We start from the raw sequence: 18,927 nt of genomic DNA, 5'->3' as shown, positions 1-18,927 counted from the left end.
CTCCGCCCTGCGGCCGAACGCACCGGACCCCACTCGCCCCGGCCGGACGGACACCGCCGACCGCCTCCGACCCGATCCGCCGGACAGGCCCTAGTCCTCCGAGGAATCCTCGCCGTCCGTGTCCGGTTTCGGCGGTTTCGGCGGGCGGGGTCGGCTGCCCGGGGCGTCCCGCCGGAACGACGCGCCGTCCCCGCCGTCGGCCGTGGCGTGGCCGCCGGGCTGCGGCGGGCCGGACGAGCCGTCACGACGCCGCAGATAGCGCTCGAACTCGCGGGCGATCGCCTCGCCCGACGCCTCCGGCAGCTCGGCCGTGTCCCGGGCCTCCTCCAGCGACTGGACGTACTCCGCGACCTCGCCGTCCTCCGCGGCCAGTTGGTCCACGCCCACCTGCCAGGCGCGCGCGTCCTCGGACAGTTCGCCCAGGGGGATGCGCACGTCGATCAGGTCCTCCAGCCGGTTCAGGAGGGCCAGCGTCGCCTTCGGGTTGGGCGGCTGCGACACGTAGTGCGGGACCGCCGCCCACAGCGACACCGCCGGGACACCCGCGTGCGTGCACGCCTCCTGGAGGATGCCGACGATCCCCGTGGGTCCCTCGTACTTGGTCTCCTCGAGGTCCATGCGGCGGGCCAGGTCCGGATCGGACGTGGTCCCGCTGATCGGGACCGGACGGGTGTGCGGCGTGTCACCGAGCAGGGCGCCCAGGACGACCACCAGCTCCACCCCGAGTTCGTGGGCGAAGCCCAGCAGCTCGTTGCAGAACGAGCGCCAGCGCATGGACGGTTCGATCCCGCGGACCAGCACCAGATCGCGTGGTTTGTCGCCACCGACCCGGACCACCGACAGCCGCGTCGTCGGCCAGGTGATCTTCCGGACGCCGCCGTCCATGAACACCGTGGGCCGGTTGACCTGGAAGTCGTAGTAGTCCTCGGCGTCCAGCGCCGCGAACACCTCGCCCTTCCACTCCCTGTCCAGATGCGCGACCGCGGTGGAGGCGGCGTCGCCGGCATCGTTCCAGCCCTCGAACGCGGCCACCATGACCGGGTCGATCAGCTCGGGTACCCCCTCGAGCTCGATCACCCAGCGCCTCCTTCCGACGTGCCCTCGCGTACCCCCCAACCTTACGGCGTGCCGGGGGGGCGCCCGCAGCCCCCTCGCAGGGGGAATGCCCCAACACTGCCCCGGCGGACACCGGGAAACACCCCGCATTGATCCGAGCTGTCCCGCAGGGCCGCCCGCTCACGGGGCGGAACGGCCCGGCTCGCGGCGCGGACGGCGGGCTCTCACAGCGTGGACCGCAGCCACTGCTCGACGCTCGCGATGTGGACGGTGGCCCACGACCGCGCCGCCTCCGCGTCCCGGTCCCGCAGGGCCGCCAGGATGGCCCGGTGCTCGCGCAGGGTCCGGCCGACGGCGTCCTCCTGGGTGAGGCCTCGCCAGACGCGGGCCCGGGTGGTGGGACCGGACAGACCGTCGAGCAGGGAACAGAGCACGGAGTTGCCCGAACCCCGCACGATCCCCCGGTGGAAGTCCAGATCGGCGGCCACCAGGGCCTCCACCGACGGCTCGGGGCCCAGTCCGTCCAACTGCTCGGACAGCGCGTCCAGTTCCCGCTCGCTGATCAGGGTCGCCGCGGCGGCCGTCGCGGCCGGCTCCAGGATGCGGCGCACGGCGAGGAACTCCAGGACCGTGTCGTCCCGGTGGAAGTCCACGACGAAACTCAGCGCCTCCAGCAGCAGTTGCGGATCCAGGCTGGTGACGTACGTGCCGTCGCCCTGCCGCACGTCCAGGATCCGGATCAGCGACAGCGCGCGCACCGCCTCCCGCAGGGAGTTGCGCGACAGTCCCAGTCCGGCCGCGAGTTCGCTCTCCCTGGGCAGCCGGTCGCCGGGACGCAGCGCGCCGGAGACGATCATCTCCTTGATCTTCTCGATCGCCTCGTCGGTGACTGCCATCCCGGCCTCCCTGCGGATCCCCTACGGACCAGACGTCCGATGTATCCGGGCCATTATGCGGCTCCTCCGGGGCGGGCCCACAGCCGGAAGGGGCGACTCCACCGGCCCGCAGGACCTGTCCGGAGTCGCCCCTTCCCGTCACCGCCCCCCGTGCGGGAGGACCGGTGACCGCGCGGTCACCTCTTGTCGAGCAGGCCCTGGACCTCCGCGCGGACCTCATCCGTGGCAAGACCCCGGATCGTCAGTGTCGTACGGCGGCGCAGCACGTCGTCCGCCGTCTCGGCCCACTCGTGGTCCCGGGCCCAGACGACCTGCGCCCAGATCTCCGGGGCGTCCGGGTGGACACGCCGGGCCAGCGCCGGGTCGTCGTTGGCCAGCCGGGCGATGTCGAAGGCCAGCGAACCGTAGTGGGTGGCCAGGTGCCGGGCGGTGTCCGCGGCCATGCGCGGACCGGGCGCCGGGCCGTCCACCAGCAGCCGGTGGGCGACGGCGCGCGGGTTGGCGACCCCCGGCAGCGGCAGCTTGCTCGGCAGCGCCCCGACGGGCTCGAAGTCGTCGCCCAGCGGGTGGCCGGGCAGTTCCTGGAGCTTGCGCATCACCGTGCGGCCGATGTGGCGGAACGTGGTCCACTTGCCGCCCGCGACGGACAGCATCCCGCCGCGGCCCTCGCTGACGACCGTCTCGCGCTTGGCCTTCGCGGTGTCCCCGGGGCCGCCCGGCAGCACCCGCAGACCCGCGAAGGAGTACGTGATCAGGTCACGGTCCAGCTGCTGGTCGCGAATGGAGAACGCGGCCTCGTCGAGTATCTGGGCGGTGTCCTTCTCGGTGACCGCGACGTCCGCCGGGTCGCCCTCGAACTCCTCGTCGGTCGTGCCGAGCAGCAGCATGTCCTCCCAGGGGAGGGCGAAGGTGATGCGGTACTTGTCGATCGGTGTGGCCAGCGCGGCCCGCCACGGGGCGGTCCGCTTCAGGACCAGGTGCGCGCCCTTGGACAGGCGGATGGACGGCGCCGCCTTCGGGTCCTCCATCCGGCGCAGGTGATCGACCCACGGCCCGGTCGCGTTCAGCACCAGACGGGCGTCGACGCCGAACTCGTCGCCCGACAGCCGGTCGCGCAGCTCGGCACCGGTCACCCGGCCCCTGGTGAACCGCAGACCGGTCACCTCGGCGTGGTTGAGGACGACGGCGCCCGACTCGGCCGCCGCGCGGACCGTCATCAGCGCCATCCGCGCGTCGTTCATCTGGTCGTCGCCGTACACGGCCACGGCCTTGAGGTTGTCCGTGCGCAGCTCCGGCACGTCCCGCGCGGCCTTGGCGGGGGAGCGCAGATGGCCCACGCCGTCGCCGAAGGCCGACAGGGCCGAGTACGCGAAGACACCTGCTCCGAGCTTCGCCGCGCCGTGCGGCCCGCCCTTGTACACGGGGAGGTAGAACGTGAGCGGGTTCGCCAGATGGGGTGCCACCTGGCGGGAGACCGCACGGCGCTCGAAGTGGTTCTCCGCCACCAGCCTCACCGCGCCGGTCTGCAGATAGCGCAGACCGCCGTGGAGAAGCTTGGAGGAGGCGGAGGAGGTGGCGCCGGCGAAGTCGCCGGCGTCGACCAGGGCCACCCTGAGGCCGGACTGCGCGGCGTGCCAGGCGGTGGAGATGCCCAGGATGCCACCGCCGATCACGAGGAGGTCGTACGACGCCTTGGAGAGCTGCTCCCGGGTCTCGGCCCGGCTCGGGTTCGAGCCGGAAACCGGGTGCGTCCCCAGGGCAGGCACGGACTGCAGGGTGGACTGAGTGGTCATGTCGGGTCTTGCTCCTCGTCAGTCTTCGTCCTCGAGCCAGCCCATGGTCCGCTCGACGGCCTTGAGCCAGCTCTTGTACTCACGGTCGCGGATCTCCGCGTCCATGTGGGGGGTCCACTCGGCGGCCCGGCGCCAGTTGGCTCGCAGGTCGTCGGTGTTGTTCCAGAAGCCGACGGCGAGGCCGGCGGCGTAGGCGGCGCCGAGGCAGGTGGTCTCGGCGACCATGGGGCGCACCACGGGCGCGTCCACGAAGTCGGCGAGGGTCTGCATCAGCAGGTTGTTGGAGGTCATGCCGCCGTCGACCTTGAGGGCGGTCAGCTCGACGCCGGAGTCCTTCGTCATGGCGTCGGCGATCTCCCGCGTCTGCCAGGCGGTGGCCTCCAGGACGGCGCGCGCGATGTGCGCCTTGGTGACGTACCGGGTCAGGCCGGCGATCACACCGCGGGCGTCGGAGCGCCAGTACGGGGCGAACAGGCCGGAGAAGGCCGGTACGAAGTAGGCGCCGCCGTTGTCCTCGACCGAGAGCGCGAGGGTCTCGATCTCGGCGGCGGTGGAGATCAGGCCCATCTGGTCGCGCATCCACTGCACCAGCGAACCGGTGACGGCGATGGAGCCCTCGAGGGCGTAGACCGGCTTCTGGTCGCCGATCTGGTAGCCGACGGTGGTCAGCAGCCCGCTGTAGGAGTTGATGATCTTGTCGCCGGTGTTCATCACCATGAAGGTGCCGGTTCCGTACGTCGACTTGGTCTCGCCCTCGGCGAAGCAGGTCTGGCCGAAGAGGGCCGCCTGCTGGTCGCCGAGCGCGGAGGCGACCGGGATGCCGCCGAGCAGGTCGCCCAGGCTCCCGCCCTTGATCTCGCCGTAGACCTCGGCGGAGGAACGGATCTCGGGCAGCATCGCCGTCGGCACGCCGATGGACTCGGCGATCTTCTTGTCCCACTGCATGGTGTGCAGGTTCATCAGCATCGTGCGGGACGCGTTGGTGACGTCGGTGACGTGCTTGCCGCCGTCCACGCCGCCGGTCAGGTTCCAGATGACCCAGGAGTCCATGGTACCGAAGAGGATGTCGCCCGCCTCGGCGCGCTCCTTGAGGCCCTCGACGTTGTCGAGCAGCCAGCGGGCCTTGGGGCCGGCGAAGTAGGAGGCGAGGGGGAGACCGGTCTCGCGGCGGAAACGGTCCTGGCCCACGTTGCGGCCGAGCTCGCGGCACAGGGCGTCGGTGCGGGTGTCCTGCCAGACGATGGCGTTGTGGACCGGCTCACCGGTGTTCCTGTCCCACAGCACGGTGGTCTCGCGCTGGTTGGTGATGCCGATGGCCTTGATGTCGTCCCGGGTGATGCCGGCCTTCTCGACGGCGCCGGCGACGACCTCCTGGACGTTGGTCCAGATCTCGGTGGCGTTGTGTTCGACCCAGCCCGGCTTGGGGAAGATCTGCTCGTGCTCCTTCTGGTCGACGGCCACGATGCGGCCGTCGCGGTCGAAGACGATGCAGCGCGACGAGGTCGTGCCCTGGTCGATGGCGGCGATGAACGGACCGTGGCCGTGGGAGGCGATGCCGGCGGTGTGGTCGTCGGTCACTGTGTGCTCCTGGAGGTTCCTTGGGTACGGGGCTGTACGTACGGCGCTTCTACAAGACTGGGGGTTCTGCGGCGGCGGGGTCACCCTCAGACGAAGGCGAGGTTGTAGACGCCCGCCGCGAGGGCGCCGCCGACCAGCGGACCGACCACCGGGACCCAGGCGTAGGACCAGTCGGAGCCGCCCTTGTCGGGCAGCGGCAGAAGGGCGTGGACGATGCGCGGACCGAGGTCACGGGCCGGGTTGATCGCGTAACCGGTCGGCCCGCCCAGCGACAGACCGATGGAGACGACCACGAGGGCCGTGATCAGACCACCCAGCGCGCCGAGGCCGTTGCCCTCGTCGTTCAGGCCCTGGGTGAGCACCGCGATGATCAGCACGAAGGTGCCGACGATCTCCGTGGCGAGGTTCTGCGCCGCGTTGCGGATCTCCGGACCGGTGGAGAAGATGCCGAGCACCGGGCCGGCGCCCTTCTCCTGGGCCTCGACCGCCTTGGCGCCGGCCTCCGCGCCTCGGTCGCCGACGATCTCCCTGTCGGTGAGATGCGCCTGGAACTGGCCGTAGTAGGCCACCCAGACCAGCGTGGCGCCGATCATCGCGCCGAGGAACTCTCCGGCGAAGTAGACCGGAACGTTGCTCCAGTCGCCGTCCTTGATCGCGAGCGCCACGGTCACGGCCGGGTTGAGGTGGGCTCCGGAGAGCGGAGCGGAGATGTACACCGCCGTCATGACGGCGAAACCCCACCCGAAGGCGATGGCGAGCCAGCCGGCGTTGCGGGCCTTGGAGGCCTTCAGGGTCACGGCGGCACACACACCGCCGCCGAGCAGGATGAGTATGGCGGTACCGATGGTCTCGCCGATGAAGATGTCGGAGCTGGACACCCGCGACTCCTTTGTCCTTCGTCCAGGGAAGCCGACCCCCGGGTCCCACCGGGGATTGGCGCCCTCAGGGATGAGAGCGATGCCGGCCCTTGGCGTTGTCACACTCTAACGCGTATTGCCGGTAAGTGTTCGACAATGCCGACCGATGGACGGGAGTCTTTCTCCGCCTTGCCTGCACGTCAAGGGTTTGGTTGCCGAAAGCGCGATCGTTATTGATTGTCCCGGGATGTCGATCTACGGCATTCGATCCGTGGAGGTATGTCCCGGTTGTCCGTCGTCGGGGCGCGGCGACGGCCGGAACGCCCTGCGGCGTTCCGGTCCGGGTCTTGCCGTGTGCCGGTTCCTCCGGTTGTGCCGGTCCTGCCCGCGCCGCTCAGAAGCGCCGGGCGCCCAGGTCCCGCGACACCGAACGGGCGCAGTCGCGGACCGCCGCGATCAGCTCCGGCCGCAGCTCGCCGTCCTGCCGCAGCCGCTCCACCGCGCCCGTGACACCGACCGCGCCGACCGGCATGCGTCGCCGGTCGTGGACGGGGGCCGCGATCGAGGCCACGCCCTCCCAGGTCTCCTCGACGTCCGCCGCGTAGCCGCGCGCGCGAGTGAGGTCGAGGATCCGCTCGAAGGTGTCCGGATCGCACACCGTACGGCCGGTGAACGCCTTGCGGTCGGCCTCCAGCGCCTCGCTGTGGGCCACCGGGTCGTAGGCCGCCAGCACCTTGCCCAGGGCCGTGGAGTGCAGCGGCTGCATGGCCCCGATCTCCAGGACCTGCCGGCTGTCGTCGGGCCGGAACACGTGGTGCACGATCAGTACGCCCCGCTGGTGCAGCACGCCCAGATAGACGCTCTCACCGCTGGAGCGGGCCAGGTCGTCCGTCCACACCAGGGCGCGCGCCCGCAGCTCGTGCACATCGAGATAGGTGGTGCCCAGGCGCAGCAGCTCCGCGCCCAGCTGATAGCGCCCGGAGACGTCGTCCTGCTCGACGAAGCCCTCCTGCTGGAGGGTGCGCAGAATGCCGTGGGCGGTCCCCTTGGCGAGGCCCAGCGACGAGGCGATGTCCGACAGTCCGAGCCGCCGCTCGCCGCCCGCCAGCAGGCGCAGCATCGCTGCCGCCCGTTCGAGCGACTGGATGTTCCGTGCCATCGCCGTGCTGCCTCCGTCCCCTTCGACCGCCGCCCCGCGACGCTGCCACTGTTCGGCAATGCCGAACACTACCGTTCGATGTCGACCTCTCGCCAACGGTCCGCCGGCATCGACCGTGATCCGTGGCCTGATCCGCTCCCTCACCCGTATGCGGGGCATCCGGGCCCCGCCATCATGGTCCGCCCCGTGGACGCCCGGAACATCGGGGCGCGGTCCCCGATACCCTGGCGGCGTGCCTCTGCCCGGGAGGCTCCATCAGGGATCGTTCCGGGCAGCCGCAAAGCCGACAGCCGTCGCACCTGAGGGAGCCCCTTACATGGCCTCGTTGCCGCTGACCCCTTCCCCCGACAGCCGGACCCGTGTGGCCGCGCTCCGAGAGGCCCTCGCCACCCGTGTGGTGGTCGCCGACGGAGCGATGGGCACCATGCTCCAGGCGCAGGACCCCACGCTCGAGGACTTCGAGAACCTCGAAGGCTGCAACGAGATCCTGAACCTGACCCGCCCGGACATCGTCCGCTCGGTCCACTCCGAGTACTTCGACGCCGGAGTCGACTGCGTCGAGACCAACACCTTCGGCGCCAACCACAGCGCCGCGTCCGAGTACGACATCGCCGACCGTGTGCACGAGCTCTCCGAGGCGGGCGCCCGCATCGCCCGGGAGGTCGCCGACGAGCACGCCGCGCGCGACGGCCGCACCCGCTGGGTGCTCGGCTCCATCGGCCCCGGTACCAAGCTGCCGACCCTCGGCCACATCGGCTACGGCACGATCCGCGACGGTTACCAGGCCAACGCCGAGGGCCTGCTCGCGGGCGGCGCCGACGCGCTGATCGTCGAGACCACCCAGGACCTCCTGCAGACCAAGGCCTCGGTCCTCGGCGCCCGCCGCGCCATGCAGGCGACCGGCGTCGAGGTGCCGCTGCTGGCCTCCATGGCGTTCGAGACCACCGGCACCATGCTCCTGGGCTCCGAGATCGGCGCCGCGCTCACCGCCCTGGAGCCGCTCGGCATCGACATGATCGGCCTGAACTGCTCCACGGGCCCCGCCGAGATGAGCGAGCACCTGCGCTACCTGACCCGGCACTCCCGCATCCCCCTGCTGTGCATGCCCAACGCCGGCCTGCCGGTCCTCACCAGGGACGGCGCCCACTTCCCGCTCGACCCCGAGGGCCTGGCCGACGCCCAGGAGACCTTCGTCCGCGACTACGGCCTGTCCCTGGTCGGCGGCTGCTGCGGCACCACCCCCGAACACCTGCGCCAACTCGTGGAACGCGTACGGGACGTCACCCCGCCCGAGCGCACCCCCCAGCCGGAACCGGGCGCCGCCTCCCTTTACCAGAGCGTGCCCTTCCGCCAGGACACCTCGTACCTCGCGATCGGTGAGCGCACCAACGCCAACGGCTCCAAGAAGTTCCGCGAGGCCATGCTCGGGGGCCGTTGGGACGACTGTGTGGAACTGGCCCGCGAGCAGATCCGCGAGGGCGCCCACATGCTCGACCTGTGCGTCGACTACGTCGGCCGCGACGGCGTCGCCGACATGGAGGAACTCGCCGGCCGGTTCGCCACCGCCTCCACCCTGCCGATCGTGCTCGACTCCACCGAGGTCCCCGTCCTGCGGGCCGGCCTGGAGAAGCTCGGCGGCCGGGCGGTCATCAACTCGGTGAACTACGAGGACGGCGACGGCCCCGAATCCCGCTTCGCGCGTGTCGCGCAGCTGGCCAGGGAGCACGGCGCGGCGCTGATCGCGCTGACCATCGACGAGGTGGGCCAGGCCCGCACGGCCGAGAAGAAGGTCGAGATCGCCGAACGTCTCATCGACGACCTGACCGGCAACTGGGGCATCCACGAGGAGGACATCCTCATCGACTGCCTCACCTTCACCATCTGCACCGGCCAGGAGGAGTCCCGCAAGGACGGCATCGCCACCATCGAGGGCATCCGCGAGCTGAAGCGCCGCCACCCCAAGGTGCAGACCACCCTGGGGCTGTCGAACATCTCCTTCGGCCTCAACCCGGCCGCCCGCATCCTGCTCAACTCCGTCTTCCTCGACGAATGCGTCAAGGCCGGCCTGGACTCGGCGATCGTGCACGCGTCGAAGATCCTGCCCATCGCCCGCTTCAGCGAGGAGGAGGTCACCACCGCCCTCGACCTCATCCACGACCGGCGCCGCGAGGGCTACGACCCGCTGCAGAAGCTCATGCAGCTCTTCGAGGGCGCCACCGCCAAGTCCCTGAAGGCCGGCCGGGCCGAGGAACTGGCCGCGCTGCCCCTGGACGAGCGCCTCAAGCGGCGGATCATCGACGGCGAGCGCAACGGTCTGGAGGCCGACCTCGACCAGGCGCTCGAGACCCGCAAGGCCCTCGACGTCGTCAACGACACGCTGCTGGACGGCATGAAGGTGGTCGGCGAGCTGTTCGGCTCCGGCCAGATGCAGCTCCCGTTCGTGCTCCAGTCCGCCGAGGTGATGAAGAACGCGGTCGCCCACCTGGAACCGCACATGGAGAAGACCGACGAGGACGGCAAGGGCACCATCGTGCTCGCCACCGTCCGCGGCGACGTGCACGACATCGGCAAGAACCTGGTCGACATCATCCTGTCGAACAACGGCTACAACGTGGTCAACCTCGGCATCAAGCAGCCCGTCTCGGCGATCCTGGAGGCCGCCGACCAGCATCGTGCCGACGTCATCGGCATGTCCGGACTGCTGGTGAAGTCCACGGTGATCATGAAGGAGAACCTGGAGGAGCTCAACCAGCGCGGCCTGGCCGCCGACTTCCCGGTGATCCTCGGCGGCGCCGCGCTGACCCGCGCCTACGTCGAACAGGACCTGCACGAGATCTACCAGGGCGAGGTCCGCTACGCCCGCGACGCCTTCGAGGGCCTGCGCCTGATGGACGCCCTCATCGGCATCAAGCGCGGCGTGCCCGGCGCCCAGCTGCCCGAGCTGAAGCAGCGCCGGGTCCGCGCGGCCACCGTGGAGATCGACGAGCGCCCCGAGGCCGGCCATGTCCGCTCGGACGTCTCCGTCGACAACCCGGTCCCCGAACCCCCGTTCCGGGGCGCCCGCGTGATCAAGGGCATCCAGCTCAAGGAGTACGCGTCCTGGCTCGACGAGGGTGCCCTGTTCAAGGGCCAGTGGGGCCTGAAGCAGGCCCGTGCCGGCAACGGGCCGACGTACGAGGAGCTCGTGGAGACCGAGGGCCGGCCCAGGCTGCGCGGCCTGCTGGACCGGCTCCAGACGGACAACCTGCTCGAGGCGGCCGTGGTGTACGGCTACTTCCCGTGCGTCTCCAAGGACGACGACCTGATCGTCCTGGACGAGGCGGGCAACGAACGCACCCGTTTCACCTTCCCCCGCCAGCGCCGCGGCCGCCGGCTGTGCCTGGCCGACTTCTTCCGCCCGGAGGAGTCCGGCGAGACCGATGTCGTCGGCTTCCAGGTCGTCACCGTCGGCTCCCGCATCGGCGAGGAGACCGCGCGGATGTTCGAGGCCAATGCCTACCGCGACTACCTGGAACTGCACGGGCTGTCCGTGCAGCTGGCCGAGGCGCTCGCCGAGTACTGGCACGCGCGCGTACGCTCCGAACTCGGGTTCGCCGGTGAGGACCCGGCCGTGATGGAGGACATGTTCGCCCTGAAATACCGGGGCGCCCGCTTCTCACTGGGCTACGGCGCCTGCCCCGACCTGGAGGACCGTGCCAAGATCGCCGAGATGCTCCGGCCGGAGCGCATCGGTGTCCACCTGTCCGAGGAGTTCCAGCTGCACCCCGAGCAGTCCACGGACGCCATCGTGATCCACCACCCGGAGGCCAAGTACTTCAACGCCCGCTGACCCGCCGGGGCAGGCCCGAGGAGCCGCCGGCGTCCCCCGCGAGGACTCCTGCGCCGCCTCGCGGCCCGGCGGCCCCGCCCGGGGCCCGGGCGTGAGACGCCGGAAGCGGGCGCGGCGCGCACGACGTACACTGGTCGATCCACCGCAGGCCGGTTCCCCCAGGGGAACCGGCCTGATCGTCCCCTAGACGGAGGTACGTGGATGACCAGTACGGTTCCCGCGCCCGGCACCCTTCCCCAGGCCCTCCGGTCCGGCAGACCGGTGGAGCCCCGCACGGCCGAAGGATCCTCCCTCCAGGCCGTATTCCTGGACATGGACGGCACCCTGGTCGACACCGAGGGCTTCTGGTGGGACATCGAGGTCGAGGTGTTCGCCTCCCTCGGCCACACCCTCGACGACTCCTGGCGGCACGTCGTGGTCGGCGGCCCCATGACCCGCAGCGCGGGCTTCCTCATCGAGGCGACCGGGGCCGACATCCCCCTCGCCGAACTGGTGGTGCTGCTCAACGACGGCTTCGAGGACCGTATCGCCGACACCCTGCCGCTCATGCCCGGCGCTGCCCGGCTGCTGTCCGAGCTGTCCGAGTACGGCATCCCCACCGCCCTGGTCTCCGCCTCGCACCGGCGCATCATCGACCGGGTGCTCACCTCGCTGGGACCCCAGCACTTCGCACTGTCGGTCGCGGGTGACGAGGTCCCGCGCACCAAACCGCACCCCGACCCGTACCTGACCGCCGCCGTCGGACTCGGTGTGGACCCCCTGTGGTGCGCCGTCGTCGAGGACACGGCGACCGGTGTCGCCTCCGCCGAGGCCGCGGGCTGCCATGTCGTGGCGGTGCCCTCGGTGGCCCCGATCGAGGCGGCCGCCCGGCGAACCGTCGTCTCCTCGCTGGAAGCCGTCGACCTGGCCTTTCTGCACGGCCTGATGACGGAAATGCGCTAGGCGTTCACCGAGCGTAGACCGGTGTAAGGACCGGAATTCCAAGAGTTCGTGCCCGGCCGCCCCGGCGGGTGCCCGAAGGAATTCGGACGGCTACCGAACGTTGAATTCCGGTCCCGCCAGGCCGGATTTCATGTGTGATGTTCACCACCTTCCGGAGTCTCGACAGGGGGGTCGTCATGTGCTGTCCGCCCCATTTCGGCAGGCCTTCGCGTTCCCTTGTGTCCTGATTGGTGGATCACTGCACCAATCCTGCCGCACCGACGTGCGCCGGTGCGTCCACGTCCGGTTCCACTCCGTGATGGAGGCTCAACTCCGGCCGCGGCGACCCTTCCCGCGGGTGCGGACTAATCTCATCGCGAGAACATCGCCCCCATCCCCGTGATCGGTAGCACCACCCCTGTATGCCGCATACACGGAGTCGACAGCTCTGGAGAAACTCGAGCATGAACCGCAAGACTTTGGTGCTGGCGGCCACGATCGGTCTGCTCGCGCCGGTACTCGCCGGCTGTGGCGACACCGATGGCGGGAGCGGCGACGGCGACGCGATCGTTGTCGGCACCACGGACCGGTTCACCGCCTCGAAGGACACGCCCGCGCCGGTCGACCCGGCGTACGCCTACGACGTCGGTACCTGGAACATCCTGCGCCAGACCGTGCAGACCCTGCTGATCCAGCCGCGAGGCGACGGCGAGCCGGTGCCCGAGGCGGCCGAGAGCTGCGGCTTCACCGACTCCGGCAACGAGCGGTACAGCTGCACCCTGCGTGAAGGCCTGAAGTTCTCGAACGGTGACTCCATCACCGCCGCCGATGTGAAGTACTCCATCGACCGCGCCCTCGCGATCCAGTCCGACAGTGGCGTGTTCGCGCTGCTGTCCACCATCGACACCGTCGAGACGCAGGGCGACCGCGAGGTGATCTTCCACCTCAAGTCGGCGGACGCCACCTTCCCGTACAAGCTGTCCACCCCGGTCGCGGGCATCGTCCCCGAGGACCTGTACGACAAGGACAAGCTCCGCGAGGGGTTCGACATCGACGGCTCCGGCCCGTACATGTTCGAGACCGAGGTCAAGGACAACGAACTGGTCCGCGCCACCTACGTCAAGAACCCCTCCTACAAGGGGTCCCTGAAGGTCGGCCACGACAGGATCGAGATGCTCTCCTACGAGAGCGCCGAAGCCATGGGCGAGGCGCTCGAGGGCGACGAGCTCGACGTCATGACCCGCAGCATGTCGCCGGAGCAGATCCAGAAGCTCAGCCTCGACTCCGACGACACCGTCGACCTCGTCGAGTCGCCGGGTCTGGAGATCCGCTACCTGGCCTTCAACACCAAGGCCCCCAGCGTGGAGACCAAGGCCGTCCGCCAGGCCATGGCCCAGATCGTCGACCGCAGCGAGCTGGTCGCCAAGGTCTACGGCTCCCAGGCCGAGCCGCTGTACTCGCTGGTCCCCGCGAGCGTCACCGGGCACTCCAACGCCTTCTTCAACAAGTACGGCGACCCCGACGTCTCCAAGGCCCGCGAGCTGCTGGAGGACGCCGCCGTCACCACCCCGGTGAAGATGACGCTGCACTACACGAGCGACCACTACGGTCCCGCGACCAAGGCGGAGTTCGAGCAGCTCAGCAAGCAGCTCAACGACAGCGGCCTGTTCGACACCGACATCGAGGGCGCGGGCTGGGACACCTTCCGGCCGGACGGCCAGAAGGGCAAGTTCGACGTCTACGGCATGGGCTGGTTCCCCGACTTCCCGGACGCCGACGCGTTCATCGCGCCGTTCCTGGACGAGGACAACTTCCTCAACTCGCCGTACGCCAACACCGAGATCCGCAAGGAACTGATCCCTGAGTCCCGTCGTCAGGCCGACCGGCTGTCCGCCACCGACAGTCTGAACCAGATCCAGGACATCGTTGCCGAGGACGTGCCCCTGCTGCCGCTGTGGCAGGGCAAGCAGTACGTCGCCGCGCACGACGACATCACCGGCACCGCCTACCTGGTCAACTCCTCCTCCTCGCTCCAGCTGTGGGAGCTGGGCCGTGGCGTGAGCGGCTGACACGGCAGGACCCGGACCGGGCCCGCATACTCCGAGGGCGCCTCCCGCAAGCCGGGAGGCGCCCTCGGAGTCTGTCGTACCGGCGGGCGGGCGTTACTGCGCCCCCGGGCGTACCAGCCCGCTCTCGTACGCGTACACCGCGGCCTGCACCCGGTCGCGCAGGCCGAGCTTCGTCAGGACATGACCGACGTGCGTCTTCACCGTCGTCTCGCTGACGAACAGGTCCGCGGCGATCTCCGCGTTGGACAGCCCCCGCGCCACCAGCTTCAAGACCTCGACCTCACGGTCGGTCAGTGTGTGCAGCGTGTCCGGCACCGGCTCGTCACCGGACGGCAGATGCGTGGCGTACTTGTCCAGCAGCCGCCGCGTGATGCTCGGGGCGAGCATCGCCTCACCGGCGGCCACCACACGGATCGCCTGCACCAGCTCATTGGCCGGGGCGTCCTTCAGCAGGAAGCCGCTGGCGCCCGCGCGCAGCGCCTCCACCACGTACTCGTCGAGATCGAACGTCGTCAGCACCAGGACCTTCGCCGGGCCGTTCCGCTCGGGGCCGGTGATCTGCCGGGTCGCCTCCACGCCGTCCATCCGCGGCATGCGGATGTCCATCAGCACCACGTCGGGCTGCAGCACCCGCACCTGGTCCTGGGCCTGGAGGCCGTCCCCGGCCTCGCCGACGACCGCGATGTCCTGCTCGGCCTCCAGAATCATCCGGAAGCCGGTGCGCAGCAGCGGCTGGTCATCGACCAGTAGGACGCGGATGGCCACGTAAGTCTCCTTCGTTAGTCCACCCTCATTCTGCCCTGCGCCCCCTGTCCCGCCGGGGCCCGGGGCACATCAGTCCACGGCGGGCCCGGCCGTCCGCACCGGCAGCGGATAAGGCGGGGGAGTGCCGCCGAACTCCGGGCAGTGCGCCTGGTGGTCGCACCAGCCGCACAGCTTGGTGGGGCGCGGTCGCCAGTCACCCGTCTCCGTGGCCTGCCGGATCGCCTCCCAGAGCGCCAGCAGCTTGCGCTCGACGCGCTCCAGATCCGCGCGGACCGGGTCGTACGTCAGCACATCCCCGCTGCCCAGATACACGAGCTGCAGCCGGCGCGGGATCACCCGCTTCAGCCGCCACACCACCAGGGCGTAGAACTTCATCTGGAACAGCGCGTCCTCCGCGTACTCCGGCCGCGGTGCCTTGCCCGTCTTGTAGTCGACGATCCGCACCTCGCCGGTGGGAGCCACATCCACCCGGTCGATGATGCCGCGCAGCCGCAGCCCGGAATCCAGCTCGGCCTCCACGAACAGCTCCCGCTCGGCGGGCTCCAGCCGGCTCGGATCCTCCAGGCTGAACCAGCGCTCCACCAACTGCTCCGCCTCCGCCAGCCAGCGCGCCAGCCGCTCACCCTCCGGATCCTCGGCGAACAGCTCCACGACCTCCGGACGCGACTTTCGCAGCCGGTCCCACTGCCCCGGGACCAGAGCCTTCGCCCGCGGCGCGGTGCGCTCGGCGGCCGGAGCGTCGAACAGGCGCTCCAGCACCGCGTGCACCAGCGTGCCCCGCGTCGCCGCCTCGCTCGGCTTCTCCGGCAGTCGGTCGATGACCCGGAACCGGTACAGCAGCGGACACTGCATGAAGTCACCGGCGCGCGACGGGGACAGCGAGGCGGGCGGCGCGGGGGGCCGCCCGGCCGGCGCCGCGGTGGCGCCGGCCGCCACCGCCGCGTCCCCTCCCGCCACCGCCGCGTCCCCTTCCGCCGCCGCCTCCCCGGTCGCGACCGGCCCGTCCGCCGCCACGACCGGCATGCTCTCGGACCGCCCCGCGGCCCCGGTGCTCGTCTCCATGTCCACAGACCTTACGGCTCGGCACCGACAGTGACCGCACACGGCAGGGTGACCGAAGGGGGAGAAGGGGAAGGAGAGGGAGAACAGGCGCGGTGACGGAGGGGAACGGAGAGGGGTGCCGAGGCGAAACGTGCGGCGACGGCCGCATACCATCGACTTGAGACCCTCCCGTCCGGCAGGCGCGGGAGACGCAGCGACGAGGGGACACCGGTGGACGCAAGCGGCGGACGCGGGCAGCCGCGCCCCGGCAACGACGGGTCGACCGAGCGCCACGCGGGGCCCCCGGCAGGCGAACCCCCCACGGACGGAGACCGCTTCGGTCCGGCCGAGCCCTCCTCGAACACCTCGGGCACCTCGGGCACCTCGGGCACCTTCAACAACACGGGCGAACCGGATGCCTCGGGCACCTCGGGCACCTCGGGCACCTCGGACGGTCGGAGCGCCGAGCGGCCTGCCGGCCGCGCCCCGTCGAGCTCCGGAAACGATCCGTCACAGACCGGAGGCACCCCGGCGGAGACCGGGAGCACCCCCCGGAACGGAACGCCCGAGCAGCCCCTCGCCCCGGTGCGACCTGCGGGGAACCGTGACCCGCGGAGCACGGACGAGAGCGACGCCGCCGGGGGCGACGCATCCGAGAACCACGCCGCCGACCCCCGGCCCGACCCGTTCCACAAGCCCCAGCAGCACCCCGACCGCACCCTCGCCCACTCGGCACCCGGCAAGGAACCCGCGCCACAGCGCCCGCCGGAGCAGCAGAGGCGCGGCGGACTGCTGATGGGCCGCCCGTTCGGCGTGCCCGTCTACGTCGCCCCCAGCTGGTTCCTCGTCGCCCTCCTCATCACCTGGGTCTTCGGCGGCCAGATCGACCGCGTGCTGCCCGAACTCGGCGCGGCCAGCTACCTGGTCTCGCTGTTCTTCGCCGTCGCCTTCTACGCCTCGGTCCTGGTCCACGAACTCGCCCACACGCTGGCCGCCCTCCGCTTCAAGCTTCCGGTGCGCCGCATCCAGCTCCAGTTCTTCGGAGGCGTCTCCGAGATCGAGAAGGAGGCCGAGACACCCGGACGGGAGTTCGTGCTCGCCTTCGTGGGCCCGCTGCTCTCCCTCGTCCTGTCCGGCCTGTTCTACCTCGGACTGCTCGCGGTGGACCCCAGCTCCGTACCCGGCGTCCTGCTGGCCGGCCTGATGATCTCCAACCTCATCGTCGCCGCCTTCAACCTCCTGCCCGGCCTCCCCCTCGACGGCGGACGCATGCTCCGCGCGGTCGTCTGGAAGATCACGGGCAAGCCGATGAGCGGCACCGTCGCCGCCGCCTGGGTCGGCCGCGCCCTCGCCATCTCCGTCCTGGTCGGCCTCCCCCTGCTCACCCAGTCCGGAGCCCTCGGCTCCGACGCCGCCGACGGCGTCGGCATGGACACCGTCCTCGACGCCCTGCTCGCCGCCATCCTCGCGGCGATCATCTGGACCGGCGCCGGCAACAGCCTGCGCATGGCCCGCCTGCGCGAGCACCTGCCGGAACTGCGCGCCCGAGCCCTGACCCGCCGCGCGGTGCCCGTCGAGACCGACACCCCCCTCTCCGAGGCACTGCGCCGCGCCAACGCCGCCGGAGCCCGTGCCCTCGTCGTCGTCGACCCCGACGGCACCCCGCTGTCCCTGGTGCGCGAGGCCGCCATCGTCGGCGTACCCGAGCACCGCCGCCCCTGGGTCGCGGTCAGCGGGCTCGCCCAGGACCTCACCGACGGCATGCGTGTCTCCGCCGAACTCGCGGGGGAGGAGCTCCTGGAAGCCCTGCGGTCCGCCCCCGCCACCGAGTACCTGGTCGTCGAGTCGACCGGCGAGATCTACGGCGTCCTGTCCGCGGCCGACGTCGAGCGCGCCTTCGTCAAGGCCATGGCCCGCCCCTCCTGACGCCCGCCGCTGCCCGCCCCCGCACCCCCAGGGTGGTCAGTGGCCCGCGCAGGGACCGGTAGGCTGGTCACATGTCCGAACCGACCGGTGCCGCCCGCCGCCGCGGGCCCTTCAAGGTCGGGGACCAGGTACAGCTGACCGACCCCAAGGGCCGCCACTACACGTTCACGCTCGAGGCCGGGAAGAATTTCCACACCCACAAGGGTTCCTTCCCCCACGACGAGCTGATCGGCGCACCCGAGGGCAGCGTTGTCCGCACCACCGGGAACGTCGCCTACCTCGCGCTGCGCCCCCTGCTCCCCGACTACGTCCTGTCCATGCCCCGCGGGGCAGCCGTCGTCTACCCGAAGGACGCGGGACAGATCCTCGCCTTCGCCGACATCTTCCCCGGCGCCCGCGTGGTGGAGGCCGGTGTCGGCTCCGGCTCGCTCAGCAGCTTCCTGCTGCGCGCCATCGGCGACCAGGGCATGCTGCACAGCTACGAACGCCGCGAGGACTTCGCCGAGATCGCCCGGGCCAACGTGGAGCGCTACTTCGGCGGCCCGCACCCCGCCTGGCAGCTCACCGTCGGAGACCTCCAGGACAACCTGTCCGACACCGAGGTCGACCGGGTCATCCTCGACATGCTGGCCCCCTGGGAATGCCTGGAGGCCGTCTCCAAGGCACTCGTCCCCGGCGGCATCCTCTGCTGCTACGTCGCGACCACCACCCAGCTCGCCCGGACCGTCGAGTCCATCCGCGAGATCGGCTCCTTCAACGAGCCGACCGCCTGGGAATCGATGATCCGCAACTGGCACATCGAAGGCCTCGCCGTCCGCCCGGACCACCGGATGATCGGCCACACCGGCTTCCTGCTCACCGCCCGCCGCCTCGCCGACGGCGTGGAACCCCCCATGCGCCGCCGCCGCCCCGCCAAGGGCGCCTACGGCGAGGACTACTCGGGACCCAACGCCGACGCGGGCACCGCACGCTGACGCGACCCGCCACCACGTCAACACACGAGCGCCGCGGCGCAGTTCCCCCTCCGCACCGGGAAC

General features: G+C 70.9%; 13 protein-coding genes. 5 read left to right on the top strand and 8 right to left on the bottom strand.

The genetic code is table 11. The annotated features are described in order from the left end of the window. Positions 1-90: 90 nt before the first annotated feature. From ACFWVE_RS32390 to ACFWVE_RS32365, 6 genes are all read right to left on the bottom strand, one after another. Positions 91-1,077 (bottom strand): PAC2 family protein, encoded by a 987-nt coding sequence (locus tag ACFWVE_RS32390; protein WP_384021948.1) that lies wholly within the window; start codon positions 1,075-1,077, stop codon positions 91-93. Between the two features lie 203 nt (positions 1,078-1,280). Continuing rightward, a complete protein-coding gene (locus ACFWVE_RS32385) occupies positions 1,281-1,952 on the bottom strand; it encodes a FadR/GntR family transcriptional regulator (RefSeq protein ID WP_384021945.1) in 672 nt (223 codons plus the stop codon). Positions 1,953-2,128: 176 nt separating this feature from the next. After that, on the bottom strand, positions 2,129-3,745 hold the full coding sequence (locus tag ACFWVE_RS32380) for an FAD-dependent oxidoreductase (protein WP_384021942.1): 1,617 nt from the start codon (positions 3,743-3,745) through the stop codon (positions 2,129-2,131). An 18-nt stretch (positions 3,746-3,763) separates the two neighbouring features. Continuing rightward, entirely contained in the window at positions 3,764-5,323 is a 1,560-nt protein-coding gene (glpK, locus tag ACFWVE_RS32375) for a glycerol kinase GlpK (protein ID WP_384021938.1), read from the bottom strand. An 86-nt stretch (positions 5,324-5,409) separates the two neighbouring features. Beyond that, positions 5,410-6,201: an MIP/aquaporin family protein gene (locus ACFWVE_RS32370; protein WP_384021935.1), complete on the bottom strand. Its 792-nt coding sequence runs from the start codon at positions 6,199-6,201 to the stop codon at positions 5,410-5,412. A 373-nt stretch (positions 6,202-6,574) separates the two neighbouring features. Then, positions 6,575-7,339, bottom strand: a complete 765-nt coding sequence (locus tag ACFWVE_RS32365) for an IclR family transcriptional regulator (protein ID WP_384021931.1) — start codon at positions 7,337-7,339, stop codon at positions 6,575-6,577. 316 nt (positions 7,340-7,655) lie between these two features. Between ACFWVE_RS32365 and metH the strand changes: the two genes are divergently transcribed. From metH to ACFWVE_RS32350, 3 genes are all read left to right on the top strand, one after another. Beyond that, positions 7,656-11,168, top strand: coding sequence for a methionine synthase (gene metH / locus ACFWVE_RS32360; RefSeq protein WP_384021928.1), 3,513 nt, complete (start codon positions 7,656-7,658; stop codon positions 11,166-11,168). A gap of 201 nt (positions 11,169-11,369) precedes the next feature. Then, a complete protein-coding gene (locus tag ACFWVE_RS32355; RefSeq protein ID WP_384021925.1) occupies positions 11,370-12,110 on the top strand; it encodes an HAD family hydrolase in 741 nt (246 codons plus the stop codon). A 443-nt stretch (positions 12,111-12,553) separates the two neighbouring features. Beyond that, on the top strand, positions 12,554-14,158 hold the full coding sequence (locus ACFWVE_RS32350) for an ABC transporter substrate-binding protein (protein WP_384021922.1): 1,605 nt from the start codon (positions 12,554-12,556) through the stop codon (positions 14,156-14,158). Between the two features lie 93 nt (positions 14,159-14,251). Here the strand turns inward: ACFWVE_RS32350 and ACFWVE_RS32345 are convergent, their stop codons facing one another. Then, a complete protein-coding gene (locus tag ACFWVE_RS32345; protein ID WP_384021919.1) occupies positions 14,252-14,923 on the bottom strand; it encodes a response regulator in 672 nt (223 codons plus the stop codon). Between the two features lie 69 nt (positions 14,924-14,992). Continuing rightward, positions 14,993-15,985 carry a RecB family exonuclease gene (locus ACFWVE_RS32340; protein WP_384021915.1) on the bottom strand — a complete coding sequence of 331 codons (993 nt, stop codon included), beginning with the start codon at positions 15,983-15,985 and terminating at the stop codon, positions 14,993-14,995. Positions 15,986-16,195: 210 nt separating this feature from the next. Here ACFWVE_RS32340 and ACFWVE_RS32335 point away from each other — a divergent pair, with 210 nt between their 5' ends. Continuing rightward, the gene (locus ACFWVE_RS32335; protein WP_384021912.1) at positions 16,196-17,890 is read left to right on the top strand and encodes a site-2 protease family protein; all 1,695 of its coding nucleotides are present in this window, start codon (positions 16,196-16,198) and stop codon (positions 17,888-17,890) included. 71 nt (positions 17,891-17,961) lie between these two features. Next, positions 17,962-18,864 (top strand): tRNA (adenine-N1)-methyltransferase, encoded by a 903-nt coding sequence (locus ACFWVE_RS32330; RefSeq protein ID WP_055571803.1) that lies wholly within the window; start codon positions 17,962-17,964, stop codon positions 18,862-18,864. The last annotated feature ends 63 nt before the right edge of the window (positions 18,865-18,927 follow it).

This window comes from Streptomyces sp. NPDC058632 (assembly GCF_042717095.1).
Lineage (GTDB): Bacteria > Actinomycetota > Actinomycetes > Streptomycetales > Streptomycetaceae > Streptomyces.
The sequence above is the reverse complement of the archived record's forward strand: the minus strand, read 5'-3'. Positions and strand labels throughout refer to the sequence as shown.